This is a genomic window from Corynebacterium sp. sy039, from assembly GCF_007904105.1.
In the GTDB taxonomy this organism is placed as follows: Bacteria; Actinomycetota; Actinomycetes; order Mycobacteriales; family Mycobacteriaceae; genus Corynebacterium.
In genome coordinates this window covers 1,575,114-1,598,839 of sequence record NZ_CP042325.1, presented here as the reverse complement: position 1 = coordinate 1,598,839, position 23,726 = coordinate 1,575,114, and the positions used below count along the sequence as shown (strand labels likewise).

Annotated in this window: 17 protein-coding genes and 1 pseudogene; 8 read left to right on the top strand and 10 right to left on the bottom strand. The window is 47.1% G+C overall.

The genetic code is table 11. The features are described from left to right. Positions 1–7 precede the first annotated feature (7 nt). The 3 genes from FQV43_RS07200 to glnA form a co-directional block, all read right to left on the bottom strand. Complete coding sequence (locus tag FQV43_RS07200; protein WP_144273252.1) at positions 8–1,549, bottom strand: glutamate synthase subunit beta; 1,542 nt, start codon at positions 1,547–1,549, stop codon at positions 8–10. Continuing rightward, positions 1,549–6,117, bottom strand: a complete 4,569-nt coding sequence (gene gltB, locus FQV43_RS07195; protein WP_146340476.1) for a glutamate synthase large subunit — start codon at positions 6,115–6,117, stop codon at positions 1,549–1,551. Before gltB ends, FQV43_RS07200 begins: the two co-directional genes overlap by 1 nt. Before the next feature lie 331 nt (positions 6,118–6,448). Beyond that, entirely contained in the window at positions 6,449–7,885 is a 1,437-nt protein-coding gene (gene glnA, locus FQV43_RS07190) for a type I glutamate--ammonia ligase (RefSeq protein WP_144273251.1), read from the bottom strand. Between the two features lie 201 nt (positions 7,886–8,086). On the opposite strand from glnA, the gene FQV43_RS07185 reads away from it, so the two are divergent. Next, positions 8,087–8,560, top strand: a complete 474-nt coding sequence (locus FQV43_RS07185) for an RDD family protein (RefSeq protein ID WP_144273250.1) — start codon at positions 8,087–8,089, stop codon at positions 8,558–8,560. A 144-nt stretch (positions 8,561–8,704) separates the two neighbouring features. On the opposite strand, the gene FQV43_RS07180 is transcribed toward FQV43_RS07185, so the two are convergent. Continuing rightward, positions 8,705–9,481, bottom strand: a complete 777-nt coding sequence (locus FQV43_RS07180; RefSeq protein WP_146339724.1) for a DUF4191 domain-containing protein — start codon at positions 9,479–9,481, stop codon at positions 8,705–8,707. A 194-nt stretch (positions 9,482–9,675) separates the two neighbouring features. Continuing rightward, positions 9,676–10,752 (bottom strand): Fe2+-enterobactin ABC transporter substrate-binding protein, encoded by a 1,077-nt coding sequence (fepB, locus tag FQV43_RS07175; RefSeq protein WP_146339722.1) that lies wholly within the window; start codon positions 10,750–10,752, stop codon positions 9,676–9,678. 581 nt (positions 10,753–11,333) lie between these two features. Between fepB and FQV43_RS07170 the strand changes: the two genes are divergently transcribed. From FQV43_RS07170 to FQV43_RS07140, 7 genes are all read left to right on the top strand, one after another. Beyond that, positions 11,334–11,930: a hypothetical protein gene (locus tag FQV43_RS07170; RefSeq protein WP_146339720.1), complete on the top strand. Its 597-nt coding sequence runs from the start codon at positions 11,334–11,336 to the stop codon at positions 11,928–11,930. Next, positions 11,923–12,681 (top strand): hypothetical protein, encoded by a 759-nt coding sequence (locus FQV43_RS07165; protein WP_146339718.1) that lies wholly within the window; start codon positions 11,923–11,925, stop codon positions 12,679–12,681. Before FQV43_RS07170 ends, FQV43_RS07165 begins: the two co-directional genes overlap by 8 nt. A 160-nt stretch (positions 12,682–12,841) precedes the next feature. Continuing rightward, entirely contained in the window at positions 12,842–13,579 is a 738-nt protein-coding gene (locus tag FQV43_RS07160) for a hypothetical protein (RefSeq protein ID WP_146339716.1), read from the top strand. A 102-nt stretch (positions 13,580–13,681) separates the two neighbouring features. Next, positions 13,682–14,443: a hypothetical protein gene (locus FQV43_RS07155; protein ID WP_146339714.1), complete on the top strand. Its 762-nt coding sequence runs from the start codon at positions 13,682–13,684 to the stop codon at positions 14,441–14,443. A 54-nt stretch (positions 14,444–14,497) separates the two neighbouring features. Further along, a complete protein-coding gene (locus tag FQV43_RS07150; RefSeq protein WP_146339712.1) occupies positions 14,498–15,259 on the top strand; it encodes a tetraspanin family protein in 762 nt (253 codons plus the stop codon). Between the two features lie 71 nt (positions 15,260–15,330). Beyond that, a complete protein-coding gene (locus tag FQV43_RS07145; protein ID WP_146339710.1) occupies positions 15,331–16,056 on the top strand; it encodes a hypothetical protein in 726 nt (241 codons plus the stop codon). A gap of 209 nt (positions 16,057–16,265) precedes the next feature. Then, positions 16,266–16,880, top strand: a complete 615-nt coding sequence (locus FQV43_RS07140; protein ID WP_168195064.1) for a hypothetical protein — start codon at positions 16,266–16,268, stop codon at positions 16,878–16,880. A 243-nt stretch (positions 16,881–17,123) separates the two neighbouring features. Here FQV43_RS07140 and FQV43_RS07135 read toward each other — a convergent pair. From FQV43_RS07135 to gcvP, 5 genes and pseudogenes are all read right to left on the bottom strand, one after another. Further along, a pseudogene (locus tag FQV43_RS07135) lies at positions 17,124–18,184 on the bottom strand (lipoyl synthase). Positions 18,185–18,237: 53 nt separating this feature from the next. After that, on the bottom strand, positions 18,238–19,044 hold the full coding sequence (lipB, locus tag FQV43_RS07130) for a lipoyl(octanoyl) transferase LipB (protein WP_146339706.1): 807 nt from the start codon (positions 19,042–19,044) through the stop codon (positions 18,238–18,240). Positions 19,045–19,136: 92 nt separating this feature from the next. Further along, the gene (gcvH, locus tag FQV43_RS07125) at positions 19,137–19,532 is read right to left on the bottom strand and encodes a glycine cleavage system protein GcvH (RefSeq protein ID WP_144273241.1); all 396 of its coding nucleotides are present in this window, start codon (positions 19,530–19,532) and stop codon (positions 19,137–19,139) included. A gap of 138 nt (positions 19,533–19,670) precedes the next feature. Continuing rightward, the gene (gene gcvT / locus FQV43_RS07120) at positions 19,671–20,786 is read right to left on the bottom strand and encodes a glycine cleavage system aminomethyltransferase GcvT (protein WP_146339704.1); all 1,116 of its coding nucleotides are present in this window, start codon (positions 20,784–20,786) and stop codon (positions 19,671–19,673) included. Between the two features lie 56 nt (positions 20,787–20,842). Continuing rightward, on the bottom strand, positions 20,843–23,698 hold the full coding sequence (gcvP, locus tag FQV43_RS07115) for an aminomethyl-transferring glycine dehydrogenase (RefSeq protein ID WP_146339702.1): 2,856 nt from the start codon (positions 23,696–23,698) through the stop codon (positions 20,843–20,845). Positions 23,699–23,726 lie beyond the last annotated feature (28 nt).

Here is a 23,726-nt window from a genome sequence, read left to right as displayed (position 1 = left end):
TGTTCTCCTATGCCCCCAGTGGTGCAGTGCGTGGGGTGACTGCAATGGGGAGGGAGGTTTCACCCATGAGATCGGCATCTACAGCTGCCGCACAGGCGCGTCCTTCAGCAATCGCCCACACGATGAGTGACTGTCCACGACCACAGTCACCAGCGACGTACACCTTTGGCTTGAAATCAGGGAAGAGTGGTTTGATTGAGGCTCGGTAGTGCTCATCGCGAACCATACGACCACGTTCGTCGAACGCAACCCCAAGTTCATGGATGACACCACTGCGCTCTGCCCCAGAAAAGCCCAAGGCAAGCAAGACAAGATCAGCGTCAAGGTCAAACTCGGTGCCTTCGATAGGCACACGCTTGCCATTTTCGACGCGAACCTCATTAGCACGCAAGGAACGTACATGGCCGTCTTTGCCATGGAAAGACACAGTATTAACCGAGTAAGTGCGATTACCGAGTGTATCGCCAACCTTACGAGTAGCTAGACCCAGGTCTTCGATTTCTTGTGCAGACTCATTACCCGTGACGATATATTCGCCTTCCTCATGCGCTGTTGCAGTGCGATAAATAAGCGGATATGTTGGCCATGGTGTAGAACTAGCACGCTGTTTTGGTGCTCGTGGTCGAATATCAAATTGTGTGACACTCGCAGCCCCTTGGCGCAATGCGGTACCAAAGCAGTCTGTACCGGTATCACCACCGCCAATGATAACGACTTTCTTGCCGCGGGCATCAATGGTGGAGGAAAGCGTATCGCCTTCACATATGCGGTTTTGGAGGTTGAGATAGTCCATAGCGGGGTAAATACCACCTAGTTCTCGGCCTTCCACAGGAAGATCACGAGGCACTGGGGTACCGGTTGCCAAAATAACAGCATCATAGCGGTCAAGATCTGCTGCAGTAGGTGAAACACCTGTGCGGAACTCAATCCCCTCAGCACTCATTTGCGCTAAACGACGGTCAATCCACTTATTTTCCATCTTGTACTCAGGCACACCATAGCGCATAAGTCCGCCAATGCGATCATCACGCTCAAACACAGTGACGCCATGACCTGCGCGGCGTAACTGTTGTGCTGCGGCAAGACCAGCCGGACCGGAACCGACCACAGCAATACGGATACCAGTATCAAAAGAAGGCGTGATGGGAGTTACCCAACCTTGGGAAAAACCATGCTCGACAATAGCTAATTCCACATTTTTAATGGTTACTGCGTCATCACTGATACCAAGCACGCACGCACCTTCGCAAGGGGCAGGGCAGAGCCTGCCAGTAAACTCTGGGAAGTTATTGGTTGCGTGCAAACGATCGAAGGCTTCACGCCAACGGTCTTGGCGAACCAGGTCATTCCACTCAGGAATGATATTGCCCAACGGGCAGCCTTCATGGCAAAACGGTACACCGCAATCCATGCAGCGAGTTGCTTGCTGTTGAATTTGCCCAGCAGGAGCTTCTTCATAGACTTCTCGCCAATCCATTAAGCGCAAAGGCACAGGGCGATGTGCTGGTTCTTGGCGAGGAAATTTCTGGAAACCATGTGGATCAGCCATTATTTTACTGCCTCCATAATTGCTGTATTAACGTCTTTGCCTTCTGCTTGTGCCTGCTTAATCACATCAAGAACTTTGCGATATGGACGCGGCAGAATTTTAATCATCTGCTCGGGTTGCCATGACACGCTTGCCCCAGTACGACGCTCGTACTCGTCAAAAAGCCTCCGCAAAGTAGCAAGGTCTGCGTCGTCAAGCTCCTCGATACTATCTGCAACATCATGATTGAGCTTGGCGGTTAGTCCCTCATGTGGCGCAATATACGCAACCCCACCGGACATACCAGCACCGAAGTTCTCACCGATCTCGCCGAGGATAACAACGGTACCACCAGTCATATACTCACATCCATGATTGCCAATGCCATCGACGACCACCGTAGCACCAGAGTTACGCACACAGAAACGCTCACCGACACTACCATTGATAAACATTTCACCACTGGTAGCACCAAAACCAACCACATTGCCAGCAATAATGTCAGGATTATTGTCCAATTGTGTTGGTGCTTGCGCAGGTGGGCGTACCACAATTCGACCACCAGATAATCCTTTGCCCACAAAGTCGTTGGCATCACCGACTAGATCAAGAGTCATACCGGCAGGAATAAACGCGCCAAAAGAGTTACCCGCAGAACCGTGGAAACGCAACTTCAACGTATCGCTTGGCAAACCATGCTGACCAGCAGCACGCGTAATACGAGAACCGGTCATGGTACCAACACACCGGTTGATATTAGAGATAGGGTATTCCAATTCAATAGTTGGATTTTCACCCGCAGCCATCCAACTCGGTGCATTAGCAGAACTCTTTGCCGCAGCCGCATCAATAGTCAACTGAGTCGCCCGAATAATTTTATTATCGAGAGCTTCTTCTAAACCATGCTCCTGAGTCTTTGTACAGCGCAAGTTTTGATTCCTAAAGTGAACTGACTCGACTCGCTCAAAGATAGGGGAAAGATCCAATTTACTTGCTCGCGCGTGTGCAGTGTTTTTATTCATGCGCAGCACTTGAGATTGTCCCACCGCTTCATCGATAGAGCGGAATCCAAGTTCAGCCAAGTATTCCCGCACTTCTTGAGCAATGAAAGTAAAGAAATTCACCACGTGTTCTGCCTTACCCGTGAACTTCTTGCGTAGGTCTGGGTTTTGGGTAGCAATACCCACCGGGCAGGTATCCAAATGGCAGACACGCATCATGACACAACCTTCCACCACAAGTGGGGCGGTAGCGAAACCAAACTCCTCAGCACCAAGCAGAGCAGCGATAACGACGTCGCGCCCAGTTTTGAGCTGACCATCAGCTTGGATTCTAATGCGATCACGCAAACCATTGAGCAAGAGGGTTTGTTGTGTTTCAGCAAGACCGAGCTCCCATGGGCCACCAGCGTGTTTAAGGGAAGTCAATGGGGAGGCACCAGTACCGCCATCGTGACCAGAGACGAGAACCACATCTGCGTGGGCTTTAGAAACACCGGCAGCCACAGCACCAATTCCTTGTTCCGCAACCAGCTTGACGTGAATACGTGCATCTGGATTAGCGTTTTTGAGGTCATGGATGAGTTGAGCAAGATCCTCAATGGAGTAAATATCGTGGTGTGGTGGTGGTGAAATAAGCCCCACACCAGGGGTGGTGATACGTACTTGCGCAACCCAAGGATAGACCTTATTTGGTGGCAACTGTCCACCTTCACCAGGTTTAGCACCCTGAGCCATCTTGATCTGAATATCAGTACAGTTGGACAGATAATGGCTGGTAACACCAAAACGCCCTGAAGCTACTTGCTTAATCGCACTGCGACGCCAGTCGCCATTGGCATCAACGTCAAAGCGTCGGGCGTCCTCGCCACCTTCACCTGAGTTAGACATACCACCAATGCGGTTCATTGCAATGGCGAGCACTTCGTGTGCTTCGGCTGAAATGGAGCCATAAGACATTGCACCCGTAGAGAATCGTTTGAGAATATCTGCTACTGGTTCGACTTCATCCACAGAAATAGGTTCGCGATCAGGTGCAAACTCAAAGAGTCCGCGGATGGTGGCAAGGCGTTTGGATTGGTCATCGACTTTGCGTGTGTAATCCTTAAAAATTGCGTATTGCCCTGTGCGGGTGGCGTGTTGGAGCTTAAAAATAGTCTCTGGGTTAAAGAGGTGGTATTCCCCTTCACGGCGCCACTTATATTCACCACCAAGATCAAGCTCGCGGTGTGCATTTTCTTCAGGGCGTGGCAAGAATGCTTGACGATGCCGCGCCTCGACATCAGCAGCAATATCTTCTAGACCGATACCGGAGATTGGTGAGGATACCGCCCCAAAGTATTCATCGAGTAGGTCTTGGTGCAAGCCGATAATGTCGGCAAGCTGAGAACCTCGATAAGAGCTGACTGTTGCAATACCCATTTTCGCCATCACTTTGAGCACGCCTGCGGTGGCTGCTGTAATGTAATTGCGGCAGGCTTCGTCGAGGCTGAGCTGGTCAAGCTGCCCTCTGGTGCGTAGCTCGTCGATAGTCTCAAAAGCCATGTAGGGGTTGATTGCATCGGCGCCAAAGGCGATGAGCATGGCCAAGTGGTGTACTTCTCGAGCGTCACCGGATTCAATAACCAAAGAGGCTTGGGTACGGGTACGCTCTGCGACGAGGTGCTGGTGCACTGCTGAGGTCAAGAGCAAAGTAGGAATCGGGGCAAAACGCTCATTGGACTCTCGGTCGGAAATCACAATGATAGTGGCACCTGCTGCAATAGCTTGGGATACTTCTCGACGCACGCGATTAATCGCTTCATGCATTCCTTTACCGTGATGCGCTACTGGGTAGAGGCCAGAAATAACTGCCGCACCAAAACTTTCCCATTCGCCGTGGTCATTGGCATGGATGAGGGTAGCCAATTCATGATTGTCAATGATAGGGCGATCCAGGTGGATGCGTCGCGCTGCTTGTGCAACAGGGTGTAAAACATCTGATTGCGCGCCCAGGAGGGTAAACATACTGGTCACTGGTTTTTCTCGGATAGAGTCCAGTGGTGGGTTGGTTACCTGTGCAAAGCGCTGGGCAAAAAAGTCAAAGAGCATACGTGGGCGTGCCGATAGGGCAGCGATAGGAGTATCGGAGCCCATTGAGCCAATAGCTTCTGCTGCATTGCGTGCCATTGGTTTAATGATGAGGTCGACATCTTCCTCGGTGATACCAAAGACTCGTTGGCGCAGCACTACACGATTATGCGGCATATACTTATAGCGCGTTTGTGGCAGAGTATCAATTTTGACGAAGTTCTCTCGAATCCACTCCCCATAGGGTTGTGCGCTGGCAAGCTCTTGTTTAATTTCTTCATCGCTAATTATTCTGCCTGCTGCGGTATCAACAAGGAACATTCGACCTGGTTGCACTCGTGTTCTTTTGACGATATGAGCTGGGTCGAGATCTAAAACGCCTGCTTCGGAAGCCATGACGACGAGTCCATCGTCGGTGATCCAGATGCGACCTGGGCGCAAACCATTGCGATCAAGGCTCGCGCCGACGAGTGTGCCGTCGGTAAAAGCAACTGCGGCAGGACCGTCCCAAGGCTCCATGAGACAGGAGTGATATTCATAGAAATCGCGCAATTGTGGATCGATGTTATCGGCGTGTTCCCATGCTTGCGGAATGGTCATCATAATCGCGTGTGGCAGGCTGCGACCGCCAAGGTGCAGCAGCTCTAGGACTTCGTCGAAACGCGCGGTATCTGAGCCTGTAGGAGTACAAATGGGCAATACGCGGTCGAGTGGACCGAGTTTTTCTGATTCAATAAGCGATTCCCTCGCGCGCATCCAGTTCTCATTGCCACGCACAGTATTGATTTCGCCATTATGCGCCACTAATCGATAAGGATGAGCTAGCGGCCAAGACGGGAATGTGTTGGTAGAGAACCGAGAGTGTACAAGCGCAATAGCGGTGCGCATACGAGGATCTCCAAGATCAACATAGAACTGTGGCAGCTGTGGGGTAGTGAGCATACCTTTGTAGACCACAGTGCGTGCCGAGAGGGAAGGGAAATAGACGGTATCTTCACCATTTTTGGTGCCGAGCTCGCGTTCGCAGCGCTTACGAATAAAGAACATGATGCGATCAAGTTCTATGCCGGTTTTCCCTGGTACAGCCAAGAAGATCTGCTCAAAGTGGGGCATAGCTTCTTTAGCCATTTCACCAATCATTGATGAGTCGGTTGGCACTGTTCGCCAGCCCAGTACCTGTGCACCTTCTTCTCGGGCGATGGCTTCTACTTCGCGTTTTGCATCTAGCATAGCCATGCGAGCTTGGGGGAGGAAGGCAATACCAGTGGCATAGGCACCGGCTTCAGGCAGCTCAAAATCAGTGACTTCTTGGTAGAAAGCATCGGGGAGCTGCATGAGGATACCTGCGCCATCGCCAGTGTTTTTTTCTGCTCCGGCGGCACCGCGATGTTCCAGATTGACTAATGCAGTGAGGGCTTTGTCGACGAGATCTCTCGTGGCGCGACCATGCATATCTGCAACAAATGCCACACCACAAGCATCGTGTTCCCAAGCGGGATTATAGAGTCCTTGTTTTTCGATTTTTCTGTGGTAATTCATCGTTTCCCTCACACTAAAATCTTGCAAAACTATCTATTATCCAATAGATAAAATGGCATTAAGTAAAGTAAGGGGCGCCTAATATGTACTGCCCTATGGAAACGAAATCCTACATTTTGAGATAAAAAAGAAAGAAAAGTGCTGTATAAGGGCGCTATAACAAAAATAAAATTTTTAGCGTCCTGGGGTAGTAGCGGGTGGGTTGGGGTGAAAACAAAGAAAAGTAAAAAGCATAAAACTCCCCGTCATCCTGATTGGAATCAGCATGGGGGAGTTTTGTGCTTTACCGAGCGCTCATAAGCGACAGCAACCTTTATACGTCGAAGTACATCTCGAACTCTTGTGGGGTTGGGCGCAAGCGAACTGGAGTGATTTCATTGTCGTACTTGAGCTTGATGTAAGTATCGATGAGATCCTCAGTAAATACTCCACTGTCGGAAAGGAACTCATGATCTGCTTCCAGAGCCTTGAGTGAATCAACGAGCGACGTTGGTGCCTGTGGAATCGTAGCTGCTTCCTCAGGAGGTAGCTCGTAGAGATCCTTATCAACTGGAGCGTGTGGTTCGATACGGTTCTTGATACCGTCAAGACCAGCCAACATCATGGCAGCAAAACCAAAGTATGGGTTACCACTTGGGTCTGGAGCGCGGAACTCGATGCGCTTTGCCTTAGGGTTGGAGCCGGTAATTGGGATACGAACAGCTGCAGAACGGTTACGCTGTGAATACACCAAGTTAATAGGAGCCTCGAAACCAGGAACCAAACGGTGATAGGAGTTCAAGGTTGGGTTGGTAAACGCCAAAACAGCGCCAGCGTGGTGCAAAATACCACCAATGTAGTAGCGGGCAATGTCAGAAAGACCAGCATAGCCTGCTTCATCATGGAATAGTGGCTTGCCGTCTTTCCAGAGAGACTGGTGAGCGTGCATACCAGAACCATTGTCGCCAGCAAGTGGCTTTGGCATGAAGGTAGCAGCTTTACCATGAGCCGCAGCAGTATTTTTGATGATGTACTTGAAGGTCTGGAGATCGTCGGCAGCGTGGAGCAAGGTGTTGAACTTGTAGTTGATCTCTTGCTGACCGCCAGTACCTACCTCGTGGTGGAAACGTTCAATGTCAAAACCTGCATTGATCAGGTTAAGGGTCATGGCGTCGCGAACATCTTGGGTTTGGTCATAAGGTGGTACTGGGAAGTATCCGCCTTTGATACGAGTCTTGGAGCCAAGGTTTGGGCTGCCGTCGGAGTTGGTTGCTTCACCACGGTTCCACCAGCCCTCATCGGAATCAACTTCGTAGAAGCTGTTGTTGATGTCGGTGGAGTAACGAACAGAATCGAAGAGGTAGAACTCTGCCTCTGCACCGAAGAAGCACGTGTCTGCAATGCCGGTGGAGGAGAGGTATTCTTCTGCCTTGAGTGCTACTGTGCGTGGGTCACGAGAGAAAGGCTCGTGAGTAAAAGGATCAGATACGAAGAACTTGACATTGAGAGTCTTGGTCTTGCGGAAAGGATCTAGGGTTGCGGTAGCGAGGTCTGGGATAAGGCTCATGTCGGATTCATCAATGCTGGTGAAACCGCGAACGGAAGAGCCGTCGAACGCAAGACCTTCATTGATGGTGTCCTCATCAAAGGTTGAGGCCGGAATGGTGAAATGCTGTTCGATACCTGGAACGTCAGTGAACCGTACATCAACGAATTCGATATTTTCATCTTTGATGTACTTGATGATTTCTTCTGCTGTCTTGAAAGCCACTATGACTCCTCGTTCGATTAGTGGTGGACTTTTTGTACATTAAGCACTTTAGCTTATTTTCTATCACTCTATCAAAAAATTGCCAAGTAGTGTGCACCCAGCGTGAGGATATACCCAAAGCATAGGGGAAAGACAGCCAAAAAGCAGTAAAAGAGCTCCGGGAAAGCCACCTATCTCACCAGTCATATTAGGATAGTGGATATGAGTGAGCAAAAGAGAAGTTGGCTGGATGGACCACAAATCCCTGCACAACATTCAGATGATGTTATGCCACAGTGGCCAGGAGAACTGCTCGGACTTCCCAAAGAAGGGCCAGGAGCTTTAGCTTCAGTAATGCGTCGTAGTGGTGGAGTGGCAATCGACTGGGGAATGTGTTGGATCATTGCAGGGTTTATTCGTATGTTTACCCCTGCCTTTGGTGGTACAGCTTTTCTTACCCTGTTATTATTTGTGCCGCTAGGGATCATCAGTGTTACTGTTTTTGCACGCACTCCCGGACAGGCAGTGCTCGGCATGGGGGTGGCGCGTGTGGATAAAGTCGATGAACGTGTTGGGTTTATTCGTGCGTGTGCGCGCACGATTTTTACCATTTTCGTATTGCCCGCAGCAATGGTTGATGTTGATGGGCGTGGAATGCACGACCGTGCCACCGGAACAGCAGTAATTTTAGGTTAAACGGCTGTAAGTTAGCGTAGTAAAAAGGCGTACTCACATAAGTGAATACGCCTTTTTGCATCGAACTACTGCTGTGATAGGTAGCCGTTGCTGCTTATGCCTACTGCTTACCTATTGTTTACCTATTGTTGTTGCCCGCTAACACTATTGCCCATTGCGCTGCGCATGACGGCGCGCCCTGCGGTTCATACCAGCAACTTTTCCACCTTTAGGTAGTGGTCCTTTAGGCAACGAGCCTTGTTGTCCGCTTGCATTGTCCATTGCTTCAATGCGTGCAGCAATTTGATACACCTCATCTTTTTTGTAATGACGAGGCAGGCGCACCAAAGTGTTTTGGAGTTTTTTAAGTGGTACTTGGTTTTCTCCTTCGCCAACATATATCTCATGTACGGGAACGCCAGGAGCAATGCGATTCAAGCGCTTTTTTTGCTGGTTAATCAGCGGCTTGAGGCGGTGTACTTCGCCTTCACCTACGAGAACAAAACCACATACGCCAGTGACGCGGTGTACCAGATCCATGTTGGTAGTAGCTGCTACTGCGGTTTTAGTGCGCCACACCACGGCAAAGTTATTGCGCATATTTTCTAGTGCAAAGCCAGCGGAACCGCGTTGATCAGCAGCCTGGTCATATACTGAGTTTTGCAGACGACGACTAAACAGGAACATTGCTAAAGTGGCGCCAAGTAATAGACCAATAATCAGCATGAGCCATTGACCGTGCCAGAGCATACCAATAAGGAAGAATAACAAGCCAACGCCAAGGAAAGCGCCAAGCATGATAGGGATTAGTGCCTTATCGCGTTTGCGCTGGATATTAAAGGCTTGCCAGATTTGTGACCAGTTCTGGCGTCGTTGCGCTTTCTTTTGAGCGCGTTGCTGTTTCTTTTCTGCTTTTTCAGCTTGTTTCTTTGCGTCTGCCATGGCTCCTACCTTAGCGAATATCAGGGGATAACTGGGAATCGACGAGGGGAATCTCGACAATGAAGGAGGAAGAATGCGGAAACGGTGAAGATGCGGAGAGAATAGGAAAGGAACGAGGGGAATGGAATGAGGCATAAGAAAACCCACGAACCTCATAGGAACGTGGGCAATGGTGCAGTGATATTTGCTGCTATTTACTGCTTGAAGTTTTCTTGAATGAACTCAAGAGTCTTCATCGCGGAGTAATAATCAACGCGGAAGAAATAAGGTGGTAGTTCGTGAACGGCATCTGCGGTAACTGCAGCATTACCTGCTAGTTGTGGAAGTTCTTTCACCTTATCCACGAGTGAATCGCCACCGTCGGGGTTGAGTACGAAAATGGTCTTACCGGTTAATGCAGGATCAAAGTTTTCTGCTGCAACGGATTTCACATCTTTACGACCAGCAAAGCGAGGGTCGCCATTAGCAAATTCTTCAGCAGGTACTGCAATTTCCCAGCCGAGTTGGCTTAACAACTTACCTTGGGCGGATTCTGCAGTCCATACGTTAAGAGTATTGCCGCCTTGACCAAAAGAGATGATATTAACTGGTTGTTCAGGAGTGCTGATGCTATCAGCTACCTCTTGTACCTTATCCTCATAAGACTCAATAGCCTTTTTGGCTTCAGTTTCGTGACCAGTCACTTCACCGAGTTGTTCGAGTACGCTTTCCCAGGTGCCAGTCACAGAATTGACGATAACCACAGGTACAACTTCAGAGATCTGGTCGTAGACACTTACCGCGGAGTCTGCACCAGCTGCTGACATAATCACTAGGTCAGGATTAGCAGCGAGGATGGCCTCTGCATTTGGTTCACGCTCGTAGATTGTGGCGAGGTTTTTCTCCTCGGCAACATCTGCCCATTGCGTGAAGAAGCCTTTGTCATCGGCAATGCCGTTGTTCTTTGACTGTACGGCAGTACCCGCTAGCGGTGCGTCGATGGCAAGCAGGCCACCGGTGAGGCTTACTGCGGTAGAGACAATGTTTTCCGGTTTCTTCTCAATGGTGACGTCAATGGTTTCTTGAGGATTGGTTGGGCTTACGCTCTTGATCGTGCGCGGCCATTGTCCCTCGTCTGTTGATTCTGCCTCTGCGGCAGCGGTGGTTTCTGCGGCGGTAGATTCGCTATTCGCAGAGTCATTGGAATTGCTGCATGACACGAGTGAGAATGCTACGGCAGTGGCAGCTACGGCTGATGTAATCGCGCGACGAGTTGTGCGTAGAGAAAACATCCTGCTCCTTAAAGTCTAAAAGGTACATAAAAATGTGTGGTGCGCACACCACAGAGGGATTTTCCGCTTGATGTCTTACGGTAAGACAGCGAAAAACCGTCCAACTAAGTATAGGTTTACCTTCCTTCTGGGGCAATAATGGTGTGCAATAAAGGGGGGTGGAGTGAATAAAAATGCTTTACGACGGCGCGGCAAGGTGGGAAAATTGACAATGGAAGGCGTGTTTTCCAGGGGTTATATTCCTTTATCTGTGTGGGTGACGAACTCCATTCGATAATGGCGACGGAACATTCTCTGACCCGACTCAAGGCATCATTGTTAAAGGTCATTGTGACCACAAAACAAATAAGCATTCTTTTGATGACGGTAAGGGGGGTCTGAAACGTGCAGAGGCTATAGACAAGACACTGACCACAGCACCGCCTGAAGACGGTCCATATAACCGCACTTGGTACAACGCCACAGAAACACAAGACCCTAATGATGGTGTATTCCAAGATGAACAAGGAAGATGGCAGGATGGGGCGCGGGCAACGAGTGATGATTTTACGCCGACATATCGTTTAGAAGACAATAGTTTTTTGGCGGGACAGAAGAATCATGCTCCTATTGCAAAGAATGAAGAAGATCGCATTGAATGGACATTAAAAAATCCAGAAGGTAAGTATGCTAAAGCAGAAGATGTGACCTTTGATAAAAATGGCAAACCGAAAGTTGGGAAACACGGAGAATTTCTCACTCGTGAAGAATACATCAATCAGAATTCTTACATTCCTACGAAACTTGATTCCGCTTTTGCTGTCTATGACGGTTTTTACTACACAGTAGAGGAGATAGCCAAGGAAGGAGCATCAGCTGATGATAAAAGATTTGTAGAAGGAAGTATGAGGGCTTTTGGTGCGATCGGTGCAGGGGCATCAACGCTAGCAGATATGTCAGAAGGGAGAGATACACGCGAAGCAATAGTCATTAATGGTGTGGGCACTGGAGCAGCAGTGGTCGTAGCCGAGATGGCTCCAGAACTTTTAACATTAGTTGGTGTCAGTGGAGGTGCTGCCATTCCAGTAGTGGCAATAGGCGTACTATCCATTGGAATTGGTTTTTTGGCTGCTAAAGTAGTTGAAAATTGGTATGACCAGAATAATCGGAAACGTGTAGTTGAACAGATCGATGAGTGAGTGCGATATGCCTCTTAAAATTTTTCTGAAAAAGATACTTTATTTGTTCTTTTGTTTAGCACTGATAGTGTTTGGGGTGCAGAACCTTTCTGATTACCAAAGAGTTTGGAATGGAAGTAAAGCATTTGTGCTGGGAGCACCGTTTGTGATTTTTCTGGGAACTATGCTGCTTACCATGCTTTTTCCTAAGTGGTTTGGTTTTATCTATAGGCGGATTGCTACTGTTACGCAGACTACTGATTATTTGGCAATTTATCATCCCGTGTGGCTGCGACCAGTAAGGTTTGTAGGGTTATTTTTTTTCTGCGTGCTGCTTTATGTTGGAATCATTTGGGATATGTTTATAGCGCATAGCAATAGTCTGTTTCTTTATACAATATGTGGAGTTCTTTCGGTTGGTATATTTTTTAAGATGGTTCTGATTCTGATTGATACCACGCCGAGGAAAAAGCGTTTTCTTGTTTTGGAAGTAAGTAATACTGTTATTCGATATTACGGCAATGAATTATTGCCTGGAACAGGTATTATTTTTGATAGGCCTAGTGTTTTTCCAGTTATTTTTATTAGGGGACAGTGGAAAATACCGCATAGGAAAAAAGAGAAAGAAGAAGTAAAAAGTATTACTCAGATTATTGGTGGTACGATATGTTTTCCCGTTGAGTTGGAGGACATTCGGCAGCGGATTGAGCGAACTGGTTTGCTTATGTCACCAGCAGCTCGAGCGGAATGGGAACGCGAAAGAGAAGTATAAATATAGCGGGAAACAAACATCTACACAAAGAAAACGCTGAGCTTCACCACCCCAACGAAAACTTACGTATCGCCTTAGCTTTTTATAGCTGAGTTTGACCAAACTTTACTTCAGTTCATTTCCCGTGAAGTATTTTGGAAAAGGAAAAGGGCAACACGATATGGACTCTCCTCTTATGTCGAAAAGGATAAGCCGATTATATTGGCGTGCATTCCATTTACTTATGATATGTGCAATCGCATATTATCTATGGACACATTATGCAGATAATAATATTGACTCTAACTTCTGGAACTTCCAAGCTATAGATATATATCTTTTCCTCTTTTTTACTGGTCTTTTGGTTCTTTCTCTCGTAATAAATTTTCCGTATCAGATGTATTTTCTTCGCTCAAAGTTCATAACAATCATCAGAACTGATACTGAGCTAGAAATATATGATCGTTTTTCTTTCTTTTTTTATTTCATCATAATCGCTTTATCTTTTCTTCCTCTTTTATGGTTTATTGGGATATGTATGCTAAGAGCAGAGTACATATCAGTATTGATGAGAATTATTCTCTTCACTATACCGATTCTCTTTACTATCTTATGGATATGGGGAATAGTTCGTTTTTTCCGTACCCCTGCCAAGCGTCGATATCTTGTTGTTAGTATTGCGCCAGGTAGAATTGAAACTAATAAATATACTCTTGTTCCTGTTCTTGTAGAAGTTTTTGATAGCTACAAGTTTTCCTCGATTGTCATATGCGGACAGTGGAAACCTGTAGAATCAGCTAAAGGAAAAATAAAGAAACCAGAAAATAGGCGAATATTGCCCTATGCTCTTTTGGCTCCTGTCACTCCAGAAGAAATTAAACAGCGAATCGAAAACGCAGGAGTATTGCATACAAAATAGTTATGATGCAGGCGTAGTATCCATTGTGGTTGGTTTTTGCTGCTAAGGTAGCTGAAAATTGGTTTGACCAGAATGATCGGAAACGTGTAGTTGAACAGATCGATGAGTGAGTGCGATATGCCTCTTAAAATTTTTCTGAAAAAGATACTTTATTTGTTCTTTGGCGTAGGATTTATAGCGATGGGGGTATGGCATCTTTCCAATTACCAATGGATTTGGAATCACGCTAGCAAAGTGTTTGTTTTGGGAGCACCGTTTGTGATTTTTCTGGGAAGTGCGACGCTTATCATGCTTTTTCCTAACTGGTTTGGTTTTATTCTTAGGCGCATTGCTACTGTTACTCAGACTACTGATTATTTGGCAATTTATCAGCCCATATGGTTAAGACCGGCAATAATTATGGGGCTCTTTCTTGCTTTAATACTAGCTTGTGCTGGAATCATTTGGGACATGTTTATCGTACATAGCAATCGTTTGTTTTTTTATGCTATGTGCGAGGTTCTTTCGATTTTTGTATTCTTCCAGATGGTTTTATTTTTGATCAATACAACACCACGGAAAAAGCGTTTTCTTGTTTTGGAAGTAAGCAATACTGCTATTCGATATTGTTGCAATGAATTATTGCCTGGAACAGGTTTTATCCTTGATAAGTCTAGTGTTTTTCCGGTTATTTTTATTTGGGGACAGTGGAAAATACCGCATAGGAAAAAAGAGAAAGAAAAAGTTAAAAGAATCACTCAGATTATTGGTAGTGCGATGTGTTTTCCCGTTGAACCGGATGAAATTCGGCAGCGGATTGAACGAACTGGTTTGCTTATGTCACCAGAAGCTCGAGCAGAATGGGAACGCGAAAGAGAAGTATAAATATAGCGGGGAAAGTCCTCAATTTCCATCGGAAACGTGTAGTTGAACAGGTTGATGAGTGAGTGCGATATGCCTCTTAAAATTTTTCTGGAAAAGATACTTTATTTGCTCTTTTGCTTAGCATTGATAGCGGTTGGTATATGGATTCTTTATGACTATCAAAGATTTTGGAATTACGTAAGCAAGGGAGTTGTTCTGGGAGCACCGCTTGCGATTCTTGTAGGAAGTGCGACGCTTATCATGCTTTTTCCTAAGTGGTTTGGTTTTATTCTTAGGTGCATTGCTACTGTTACTCAGACTACTGATTATTTGGCAGTTTATCACCCCATATGGTTAAGACCGGTAAGACTTATGGGGCTTTCTTTGTTTTTAGTTTTGGAGTTTGTTGGAATCATTTGGGATATGTTTATAGCGCATAGCAATAGTCTGTTTCTTTATACAATATGTGGAGTTCTTTCGGTTGGTATATTTTTTAAGATGGTTCTGATTCTGATTGATACAACACCACGGAAAAAGCGTTTTCTTGTTTTGGAAGTAAGCAATACTGCTATTCGATATTACGGTGCTGAATTACTGCCTGGAACAGGTATTATCCTTGATGAGCCGAGTATATTTCCGGTTATTCGTATACGAGGAAAGTGGAAAATACCGCATAGGAAAAAAGAGAAAGAAAAGGTAGAAGCTATTACTGTGCGTATTATTGGCGCAAGGTGTTTTCCTATTGAGTTAGAGGACATTCGGCAGCGGATTGAACGAACTGGTTTGCTTATGTCACCAGAAGCTCGAGCGGAATGGGAACGCGAAAGAGAGGCATAAATACAGCGGGAAAGTCCTCAATTTCCATCGGAAATATGTAGCTGAACAGATTGATAGGTAAGGAGCGCGACGTGCCTCTTAAAATTTTTCTAAAAAAGATATTTTATTTGTTTGGTTATTTAGCATTGATAGCGATGGGCGTATGGCATCTTTCCAATTACCAATGGATTTGGAATCATGTCAGTAAAGCGTTTGTACTGGGAATACCATTCTCGTTGTTTTTTGGGGTTATGGGACTCATCCTGCTATTTCCTAAGTGGTTTGGTTTTATTCTTAGGCGCATTGCTACTGTTACTCAGACTACTGATTATTTGGCAATATATCATCCTGTGTGGTTGCGACCAGCAATACTCATGGGGGTAAGTTTTGTTATGGTAATGGGTTTCGTTGGACTTATTTGGGATATGTCTATAGTGCACAGTAATCGTCTGTTCTTTTATGCCATATGTGGGGTTTTTTCAGTTTTGGGTTTGTGCTGTAGTGTTCTATCTCTGTTTAACACCACACCAAGGAAAAAGCGTTTTCTTTTTTTAGAAGTAAGCAATACTGCTATTCGATATTGCGGCAATGAATTATTGCCCGGAACAGGCATTATTCTCGATAATCAGAGTGCATTTCCAGCTATTTTTATTAGAGGACAGTGGAAAATACCGCATAGGAAAAAAGAGAAAGAAAAAGTTAAAAGAATCACTCAGATTATTAGTGGTGCAAGATGTTTTCCTGTTGAGGTAGAGGACATTCGGCAGCGGATTGAGCAAACTGGTTTGCTTATGTCACCAGAAGTGCGAGCAGAATAGGAACGTGAAAGAGAGACATAAATACAGTGGGAAAGTTCTCATTTTCCATCGGAAATATGTAGCTGAACAGATCGATGAGTGAGTGTGATATGCCTCTTAAAATTTTTCTGAAAAAGATACTTTATCTGTTCTTTGGTTTAGCATTGATAGTGTTTGGTGTGCAGAACCTTTCTGATTACCAGAGAATTTGGAATGGAAGTAAAGCATTTGTGCTGGGAGCACCATTTGTGATTTTTCTGGGAAGTGCGACGCTTATCATGCTTTTTCCTAAGTGGTTTGGTTTTATCCTTAAGCGCATTGCTACTGCTACGCAGACCAGTGATTATTTGGCTATACATCATCCCGTATGGTTAAGACCGGTAAGGCTCATGGGGTTTTTGCTTACTTTAACACTAGCTTGTTTTGGCATTAGTTGGGATATGTTTATAGCGCATACTATTATTAATTTTTTATTATCTACTATATGCGGGGTTGCTGTAGTTGTTGTATCCATTCAGATGGTTCTGATTCTGATTAATACCACGCCAAGGAAAAAGCGTTTTCTTGTTTTGGAAGTAAGCAATACTGTTATTCGATATTGTGGTGCTGAATTATTGCCTGGAACAGGTATTATTTTTGATAGGCCTAGTGTTTTTCCAGTTATTTTTATTCGGGGACAGTGGAAGATACCGCATAGGGGTAAAGTAGAAACTATTACTGTGCGTATTGTTGGTACGATATGTTTTCCTGTTGAGTTGGAGGACATTCGGCAGCGGATTGAGCGAACTGGTTTGCTTATGTCACCAGCAGCTCGAGCGGAATGGGAACGCGAAAGAGAAGCCTAAAGCATAAGACGCATAATAAAACAATCATTCATCCATGTGTTCACATTAGTATGGCAGAGATCGACTGATCGCGTAAAAGATTCTTGTAATTCACTGTATAAGTATTCTTGCTCATACCTGCTGGATGGTTTATTGCCTGCTCTATGAGCCTATTTACCCAGCGTACGAAAAACACACCATAACCAGTGAACACTACTAGCTCTAACCTTTGTAGTGCTCACCAGTGTGCGTCGGCAGTGACTCTTATACGCGAGAAGACACCACAGGCGTATCTTGGGACGGACCATATTTGTCGAGTAAGGTACTGGCCTCTTGCGCGGTAGAACCAGAGGTAGTATGAGCTAGGTGAGCAAGATGCTCCGGCAATTGTTCACCACGAGCTTCCAAAGCCTGAGCATAGAGTCGACCAGCGCGATAGGAAGAACGCACCAAAGGTCCGCTCATGACGGCACCAAAACCAAGTTCACGAGCAAAATCAGCGTGCTCAATAAACTCTTCAGGTTTTACCCAACGGTCAATGGGGTGATAAAGCGCACCAGGGCGTAAATACTGCGTAATAGTGATAATGTCACACCCTGCCGAATGAAGATCAACGAGTGCTTCACGTACTTCTTCTGGTGTTTCCCCCATACCAAGGATGAGGTTTGATTTGGTCACTAAACCAAAGTTACGCGCTTGGCGAATAACATCAAGAGAACGCTCATAGCGGAATGCTGGGCGAATACGCTTAAAAATACGTGGTACAGTCTCTAGATTATGTGCAAATACTTCTGGGCGTGCCTCGAAAACTTCTTGAAGTAAGTCGGCTTTACCAGAGAAATCAGGAGTGAGGTTTTCCACGCCAGTGTGCGGGTTGAGCTTGTGAATCTGCCGCACCACTTCCGCATACAACCAGGCACCCTCGTCGTCGAGATCGTCACGGGTAACACCTGTGATGGTGGAGTAGTTTTTAGTTCCATTTCTACTGATTCCGCTACTCGACGTGGCTCATCACGATCTAGCGGTTCTGGTTTTGCTGAATTGATCTGGCAGAAATCACACCGTCGAGAGCAATTAGCACCACCGATGAGGAAAGTTGCTTCGCGGGATTCCCAACACTCGTGGATATTCGGGCAGCCAGCTTCTTGGCATACAGTATGCAAACCAGAACCAGCCACACGCTTTTTAATATCTTGGTACTCAGGTCCTGTTTTTACCGCAGTACGAATCCACCGAGGCTTAGCCTCGATAGGGGTTTGCGAGTTTCTTGCTTCAATACGAAGTAGTTTACGTCCTTCAGGTGCTGATGTAGTCACATCGCACAGACTACTCCGCCTTTGGCCGTGCGTCGAAAAGCCCTGCTTAAAAAGGGTGATTTTTAATCCAAAGAGAGATTTAATGGTTGCGGTTTAAGTGGCATATGTGTCGCAGAACGCCGCGGCAATCCCTTAGTCGGGTCTGGTGCTTGGGCAAAAGTGTGGTCTGCTACTTGCAGACGACCAGACAAAGCCGCATCAAGAGCCTCAAGAAGAGGATCGGTCATCTCTGAGGTACTTATCTCACGCCCTAATTCTTGCGAGAGGGTAGTGACACCCGCGTCGGTGATACCGCAGGGAACAATGTGATTGTAATAGTCAAGTGTGTTATTGCAATTAAGTGCAAGACCATGCATAGTAACGCCACGCGTAATGCGAATGCCCAAAGCAGCAACCTTACGATGAGCCCGACCACCGGTGCCCGGTATCCATACCCCAGAGCGCCCATCAATTCTGCCAGCATTACTGATACCAGCGTAATTGCGTATCACCTGGATTAGTGCTTCTTCAATGCGGCGCACATAATCGACCACATCAATAGGGTCAGCTAATTTGATGAGCGGATAAAACACTAATTGCCCCGGACCATGCCACGTAATACGCCCGCCGCGGTCAACATCAATGACTGGTAAACCATTGGTAGGGCGATCTTCAGGCTGAGTACGCTTTCCAGCAGTGTAGACGGCTGGATGTTCTAACACGAGGACTGTGTCGCCAATATCGCCAGATACGCGCTGGGCAACGAGTTCATTTTGTAAATCCCATGCTTGTTGATAGTCAATTTCGCCTAAACGGCGAATATCCAGTGGCGAATTATCGGCACGGATTGATTGATCAGCGGGGAAGAAGGGATCACGAGGAGCAGTCATGAATTACAACATACTCCTGTTATGCCGTGCGATGAAACGCACGGCATAGAGAGCACAGCATAAGGAGAGGAAAACCAATATAAACTCAGGAATTATGCAACACCATTTGCCTGGGCATATTCATCAGCGCTCATGAGTTCACCGCTAGCACTGACTTCAACCTCAAAGAGCCAACCCTCACCAAAAGGATCATTATTGATAAGCCCATAGTCAGCGTCGATATTGTCATTGACTGCAACGACTGTGCCAGAAACCGGTGCGTATAGGTCAGAGACAGACTTGGTGGATTCCACCTCACCACAGGTTTCACCAGCCTCAATACTATCGCCAACCTGAGGAAGCTCAGCGAAAACCACCTCACCAAGACGATCAGCAGCAACAGAAGTGATCCCCACCTTTACAGTGTCACCTGCGCTGACCTGCGTAGTATTGATCCACTCATGTTCTTCCGAATAAGAGTAATCCTGTGGCAAAGCAGTAGTAGACATAGCTTGATCCTTTCCTGAAAATAAAATATGGAGCCAATGAAGGCCAATAGAGTGAGTGAGCAGCAGATACGGCACACGCCACCACTCCTCATACCAGTGTAAGGGATAAGGCGGCGGTTCGTTGCCACAATAAGCTCATTAATCACGAGAATAAAATGGCAGCTTAACAACCTCAAAAGCATAATGCTTACCGCGAATGTCAGCACGCAAAACACTACCAGGTTCTTGATACGCGCGATCAACATAAGCAAGCGCAATAGGATGACCGAGCGTGGGGGACGGCTGCCCAGAAGTTACCTCACCCACTACCTGATCGTTTTCATCGAGTAGTGGGGTATGTGCGCGTGCTGCTCGACGCTCCTTGCTAACCAACCCAACCAATACCTGAGTTGGTTGCTCAGTATTGCTCAGCGCTTGCTTGCCGACGAAATCCCCCTGCTTTTTCTTAGACACCAAAACACCAAGACCCGCAGAAATAGGAGTACGCTGTCTGGAGAGCTCATTGCCATAAAGCGGCATTCCCGCTTCGAGACGCAAAGAATCACGCGCAGCAAGACCAGCAGGAATAAGCCCAAACTGGGCACCAACTGCAAGCAATTTTTGCCATAGAATTGTAGCCTGTTCTGCAGAAACATACAGCTCAAAGCCATCTTCACCGGTATAACCAGTGCGGGCTAAGAGTACCGCGAGCTGATCAACCATAATCGGAGCGCACGCATAATAACGCAGACTACGCACTACCTCTGGATCTGTTTCTGGGGTATTCGCTGTGGCTGCAAGCACAATTTCCTCAGCCCGAGGCCCTTGAACTGCAATAAGCGCAGTATCTTTCGACTCATCTACTACAGAAACCTCAAACCCGGCAGCACGTTTTTCTAACTCAGCAAAAACCGTGGTTGCATTGCCTGCATTAGGAACCACAAGGTATTCCTGCTCGGCAAGACGATAGGTGATCAGATCGTCGATAATGCCCCCATCTTCAGCAACAATCATGGAGTATTTTGCTTTGCCCACGGGCAGGGCAGACAGCAAAGAGATAAGGGCATAATCCAAGAACTCACCAGCTTGAGCACCTGATACGCGAATCTCACCCATATGAGAAAGATCGAATAATCCAGCAGCACTACGCACTGCCCGGTGTTCTTCTAGCTCAGAGCCATATTTTAGCGGCATATTCCATTGCCCAAATGGGGTAAACCGCGCCTCTAGTTTCTCATGCTCATTATGCAATGGGGAATGAATAAGCTCAGACAATTTTTCTCCTTGGTACGCTTTGATACTTCTTGGTACACGTACGTGTTAGTTCGTGGTTAATCCTGGTAATCAAATGCTTCTGGTGGTGGACACGTGCAAATGAAATTGCGATCACCATAGGCTTCGTCGAGGCGACGCACCGGTGGGAAGTATTTTGCCTTCTTGAGATGGGCAACCGGGTATACCGCCTGCGAACGAGGGAAAACGTAATCCCACTCGTCAGCACATACGTCGTGAGCAGTGAACGGTGCATGGCGTAGCACAGAGTCTTCATAAGCAACCGCACCCTGGGCAATAGCATCAATTTCCGCTCGAATGGTACGCATGGCTTCAATAAAGCGATCCAACTCTGCTAAATCTTCTGACTCGGTAGGCTCCACCATGAGTGTTCCTGCTACAGGGAAAGACAATGTTGGTGCATGGAAACCAAAATCAATCAGACGCTTTGCGACGTCGGTTGCAGTGACACCAGTCTTATCGGTGATCTCACGCAGGTCAAGGATACATTCATGCGCCACAAGACCATGAGCGCCAGTGTAGAGGATAGGGAAAGAATCACTGAGCTCATGAGCAAGATAATTAGCGCCCAAAATAGCTGAGGCAGTAGCCTCCTTGAGGCCAGCGCCTCCCATCATGGCGATATACGCCCAAGAAATAGGAAGGACACCAGCAGAACCATACTGTGTGGCTGCAATAGGAACACCAGTGTTTAGTGCTGCGTCAGTGTGTGGATCGGCAGTATTCGGGTCAGTAGGCAAGAATGGCACAAGGTGTGCAGCAACTGCCACAGGACCAACACCTGGACCGCCGCCGCCATGTGGAATGGTGAAGGTTTTATGCAGATTCAGGTGAGAGACATCTCCACCAAATTGACCAGGCTGTGCAATACCTGCGAGTGCATTGAGATTAGCACCATCAAGATATACCTGCCCGCCAGCAGCGTGTACCTTATCGCAGACGGTGCGTACTGTCTCCTCAAACACCCCGTGTGTAGAGGGGTAAGTAATCATAATTGCTGCTACATGACCAGAGTGCTTTTCGAGTTTTGCGTCTAGATCTTCCAGATCAATCGAACCATCGCTAGCGGTTGCTACCACCACTACACGCAAATTTGCCAGGGTAGCAGATGCAGCATTAGTGCCATGAGCTGATTGCGGAATAAGGACGATATTGCGCTCAGTATCTCCACGAGAAAGATGATAACGACGAATCGCCAATAAACCAGCAAGCTCGCCTTGAGAACCAGCATTAGGCTGCACAGAAACTTTGGCATAGCCAGTAATCTCTGCTAGCCATGACTCAAGTTCTGCAATAAGCGCACGCCAACCAGCAGTATGCGATTCAGGAGCATAAGGGTGGATATTGGCAAACTCAGGCCAGGTAATTGGTTCCATACCCGCACTAGGATTGAGCTTCATTGTGCATGAACCCAATGGAATCATGGTGCGATCTAAAGCCAGGTCTTTGTCTTTGAGAGTGCGCAGATAGCGCAACATTTGAGTTTCGGAATGTACCGAGTTGAAAATGGGGTGTGTTAGTGCTGTCGTATCGCGTTGAGCATAATCAGGAATAGCGCTGTGCTCTGTTGCTGGCTCATCTGCTACCTGAGCATCAAAAGCCGCTGCAAGCTGTACCACATCTTCGTGAGTTGCAGATTCGCCGAAGGCAATAGACACTTCGTCCTGCCCAATGGCACGCACAAGATACCCTTGCTCAGCCAAGCGATCTGTGATTTGTGCAGCTTTTCCTGGTGCTGAGACTGTGACAGTGTCAAAAAACTCATGTGACACAAGAGTGACATCAGTGCAGGTATCAATCGCACGAGCAAAAGATACCGCTCGGCTATGAATTCTTTGGGCAATAGTTTTTAACCCTGCGCCACCATGCCACACTGCATACATCGAAGCACACACTGCGAGCAAAGCCTGAGCAGTACAGATATTGCTTGTTGCACGCTCTCGACGAATATGCTGTTCTCGGGTCTGCAAAGCCAAGCGATAAGCCGGACGACCAGCTGCGTCAATAGACACACCGACGATACGACCAGGGAGTTGACGTCGCAAAGCATCTGTGACTGACATGAAAGCTGCATGAGGCCCACCGAAAAAGAGGGGGACACCAAAACGCTGTGAGGAACCAAAGGCGATATCTGCACCTAACTCACCTGGTGACTTGAGTAATTGCAAAGCAAGCAAGTCTGTGGCAACGGCAGCTAGACCACCGCGAGCATGAATATCTGCAATGGCGCCAGAAATATCTTGAATATCGCCTTTGGTGCCAGGATATGCCAGCACCACGCCAATGAGATCATCACCAGCTAAACCAGAGGTAGGATCGCTAATTTCTACTTCAATATCAATAGCGCGTGCGCGTTGAGCCGCAACTGCTAGCACTTGCGGGTGGAGGCGTTGGTCAAGGATAACCCGACGACCTTTTTTCTGTACTCGACCCATGAGAGCAATAGCTTCTGCGGCAGCACTTGCTTCATCAAGCAATGATGCGTTGGCGACAGGTAAACCGGTGATTTCCTCAATCATGGTCTGGAAGTTGAGCAATGCTTCCAAGCGTCCTTGAGAAATTTCTGGTTGATAAGGCGTATAGGCGGTGTACCAGCCTGGATCTTCCACGATATTGCGACGAATAACTGGTGGGGTGAGGGTGTCGTAGTAGCCCTGCCCATAAAAGGATTTCAGCACTGTATTTTGCCGTGCGTAGGAACGAAGTTTTGCTTGTGCTTCTTCTTCGCTAAGGGCTGGTGCTAAGGTTGGCGCCTCGCTGCGGATTGAGGCGGGAACTGCGGCAGTGACAAGTGCTTCGAGGCTGTCATAACCCAGCCGCTCTAGCATATGTGTACGTTCTGCATTATCCGGGCCGATGTGGCGGGATAAATATGGTGAAGAAGATAGCGTCATTATGGCTAGAAACTCCTTTGCATGATGT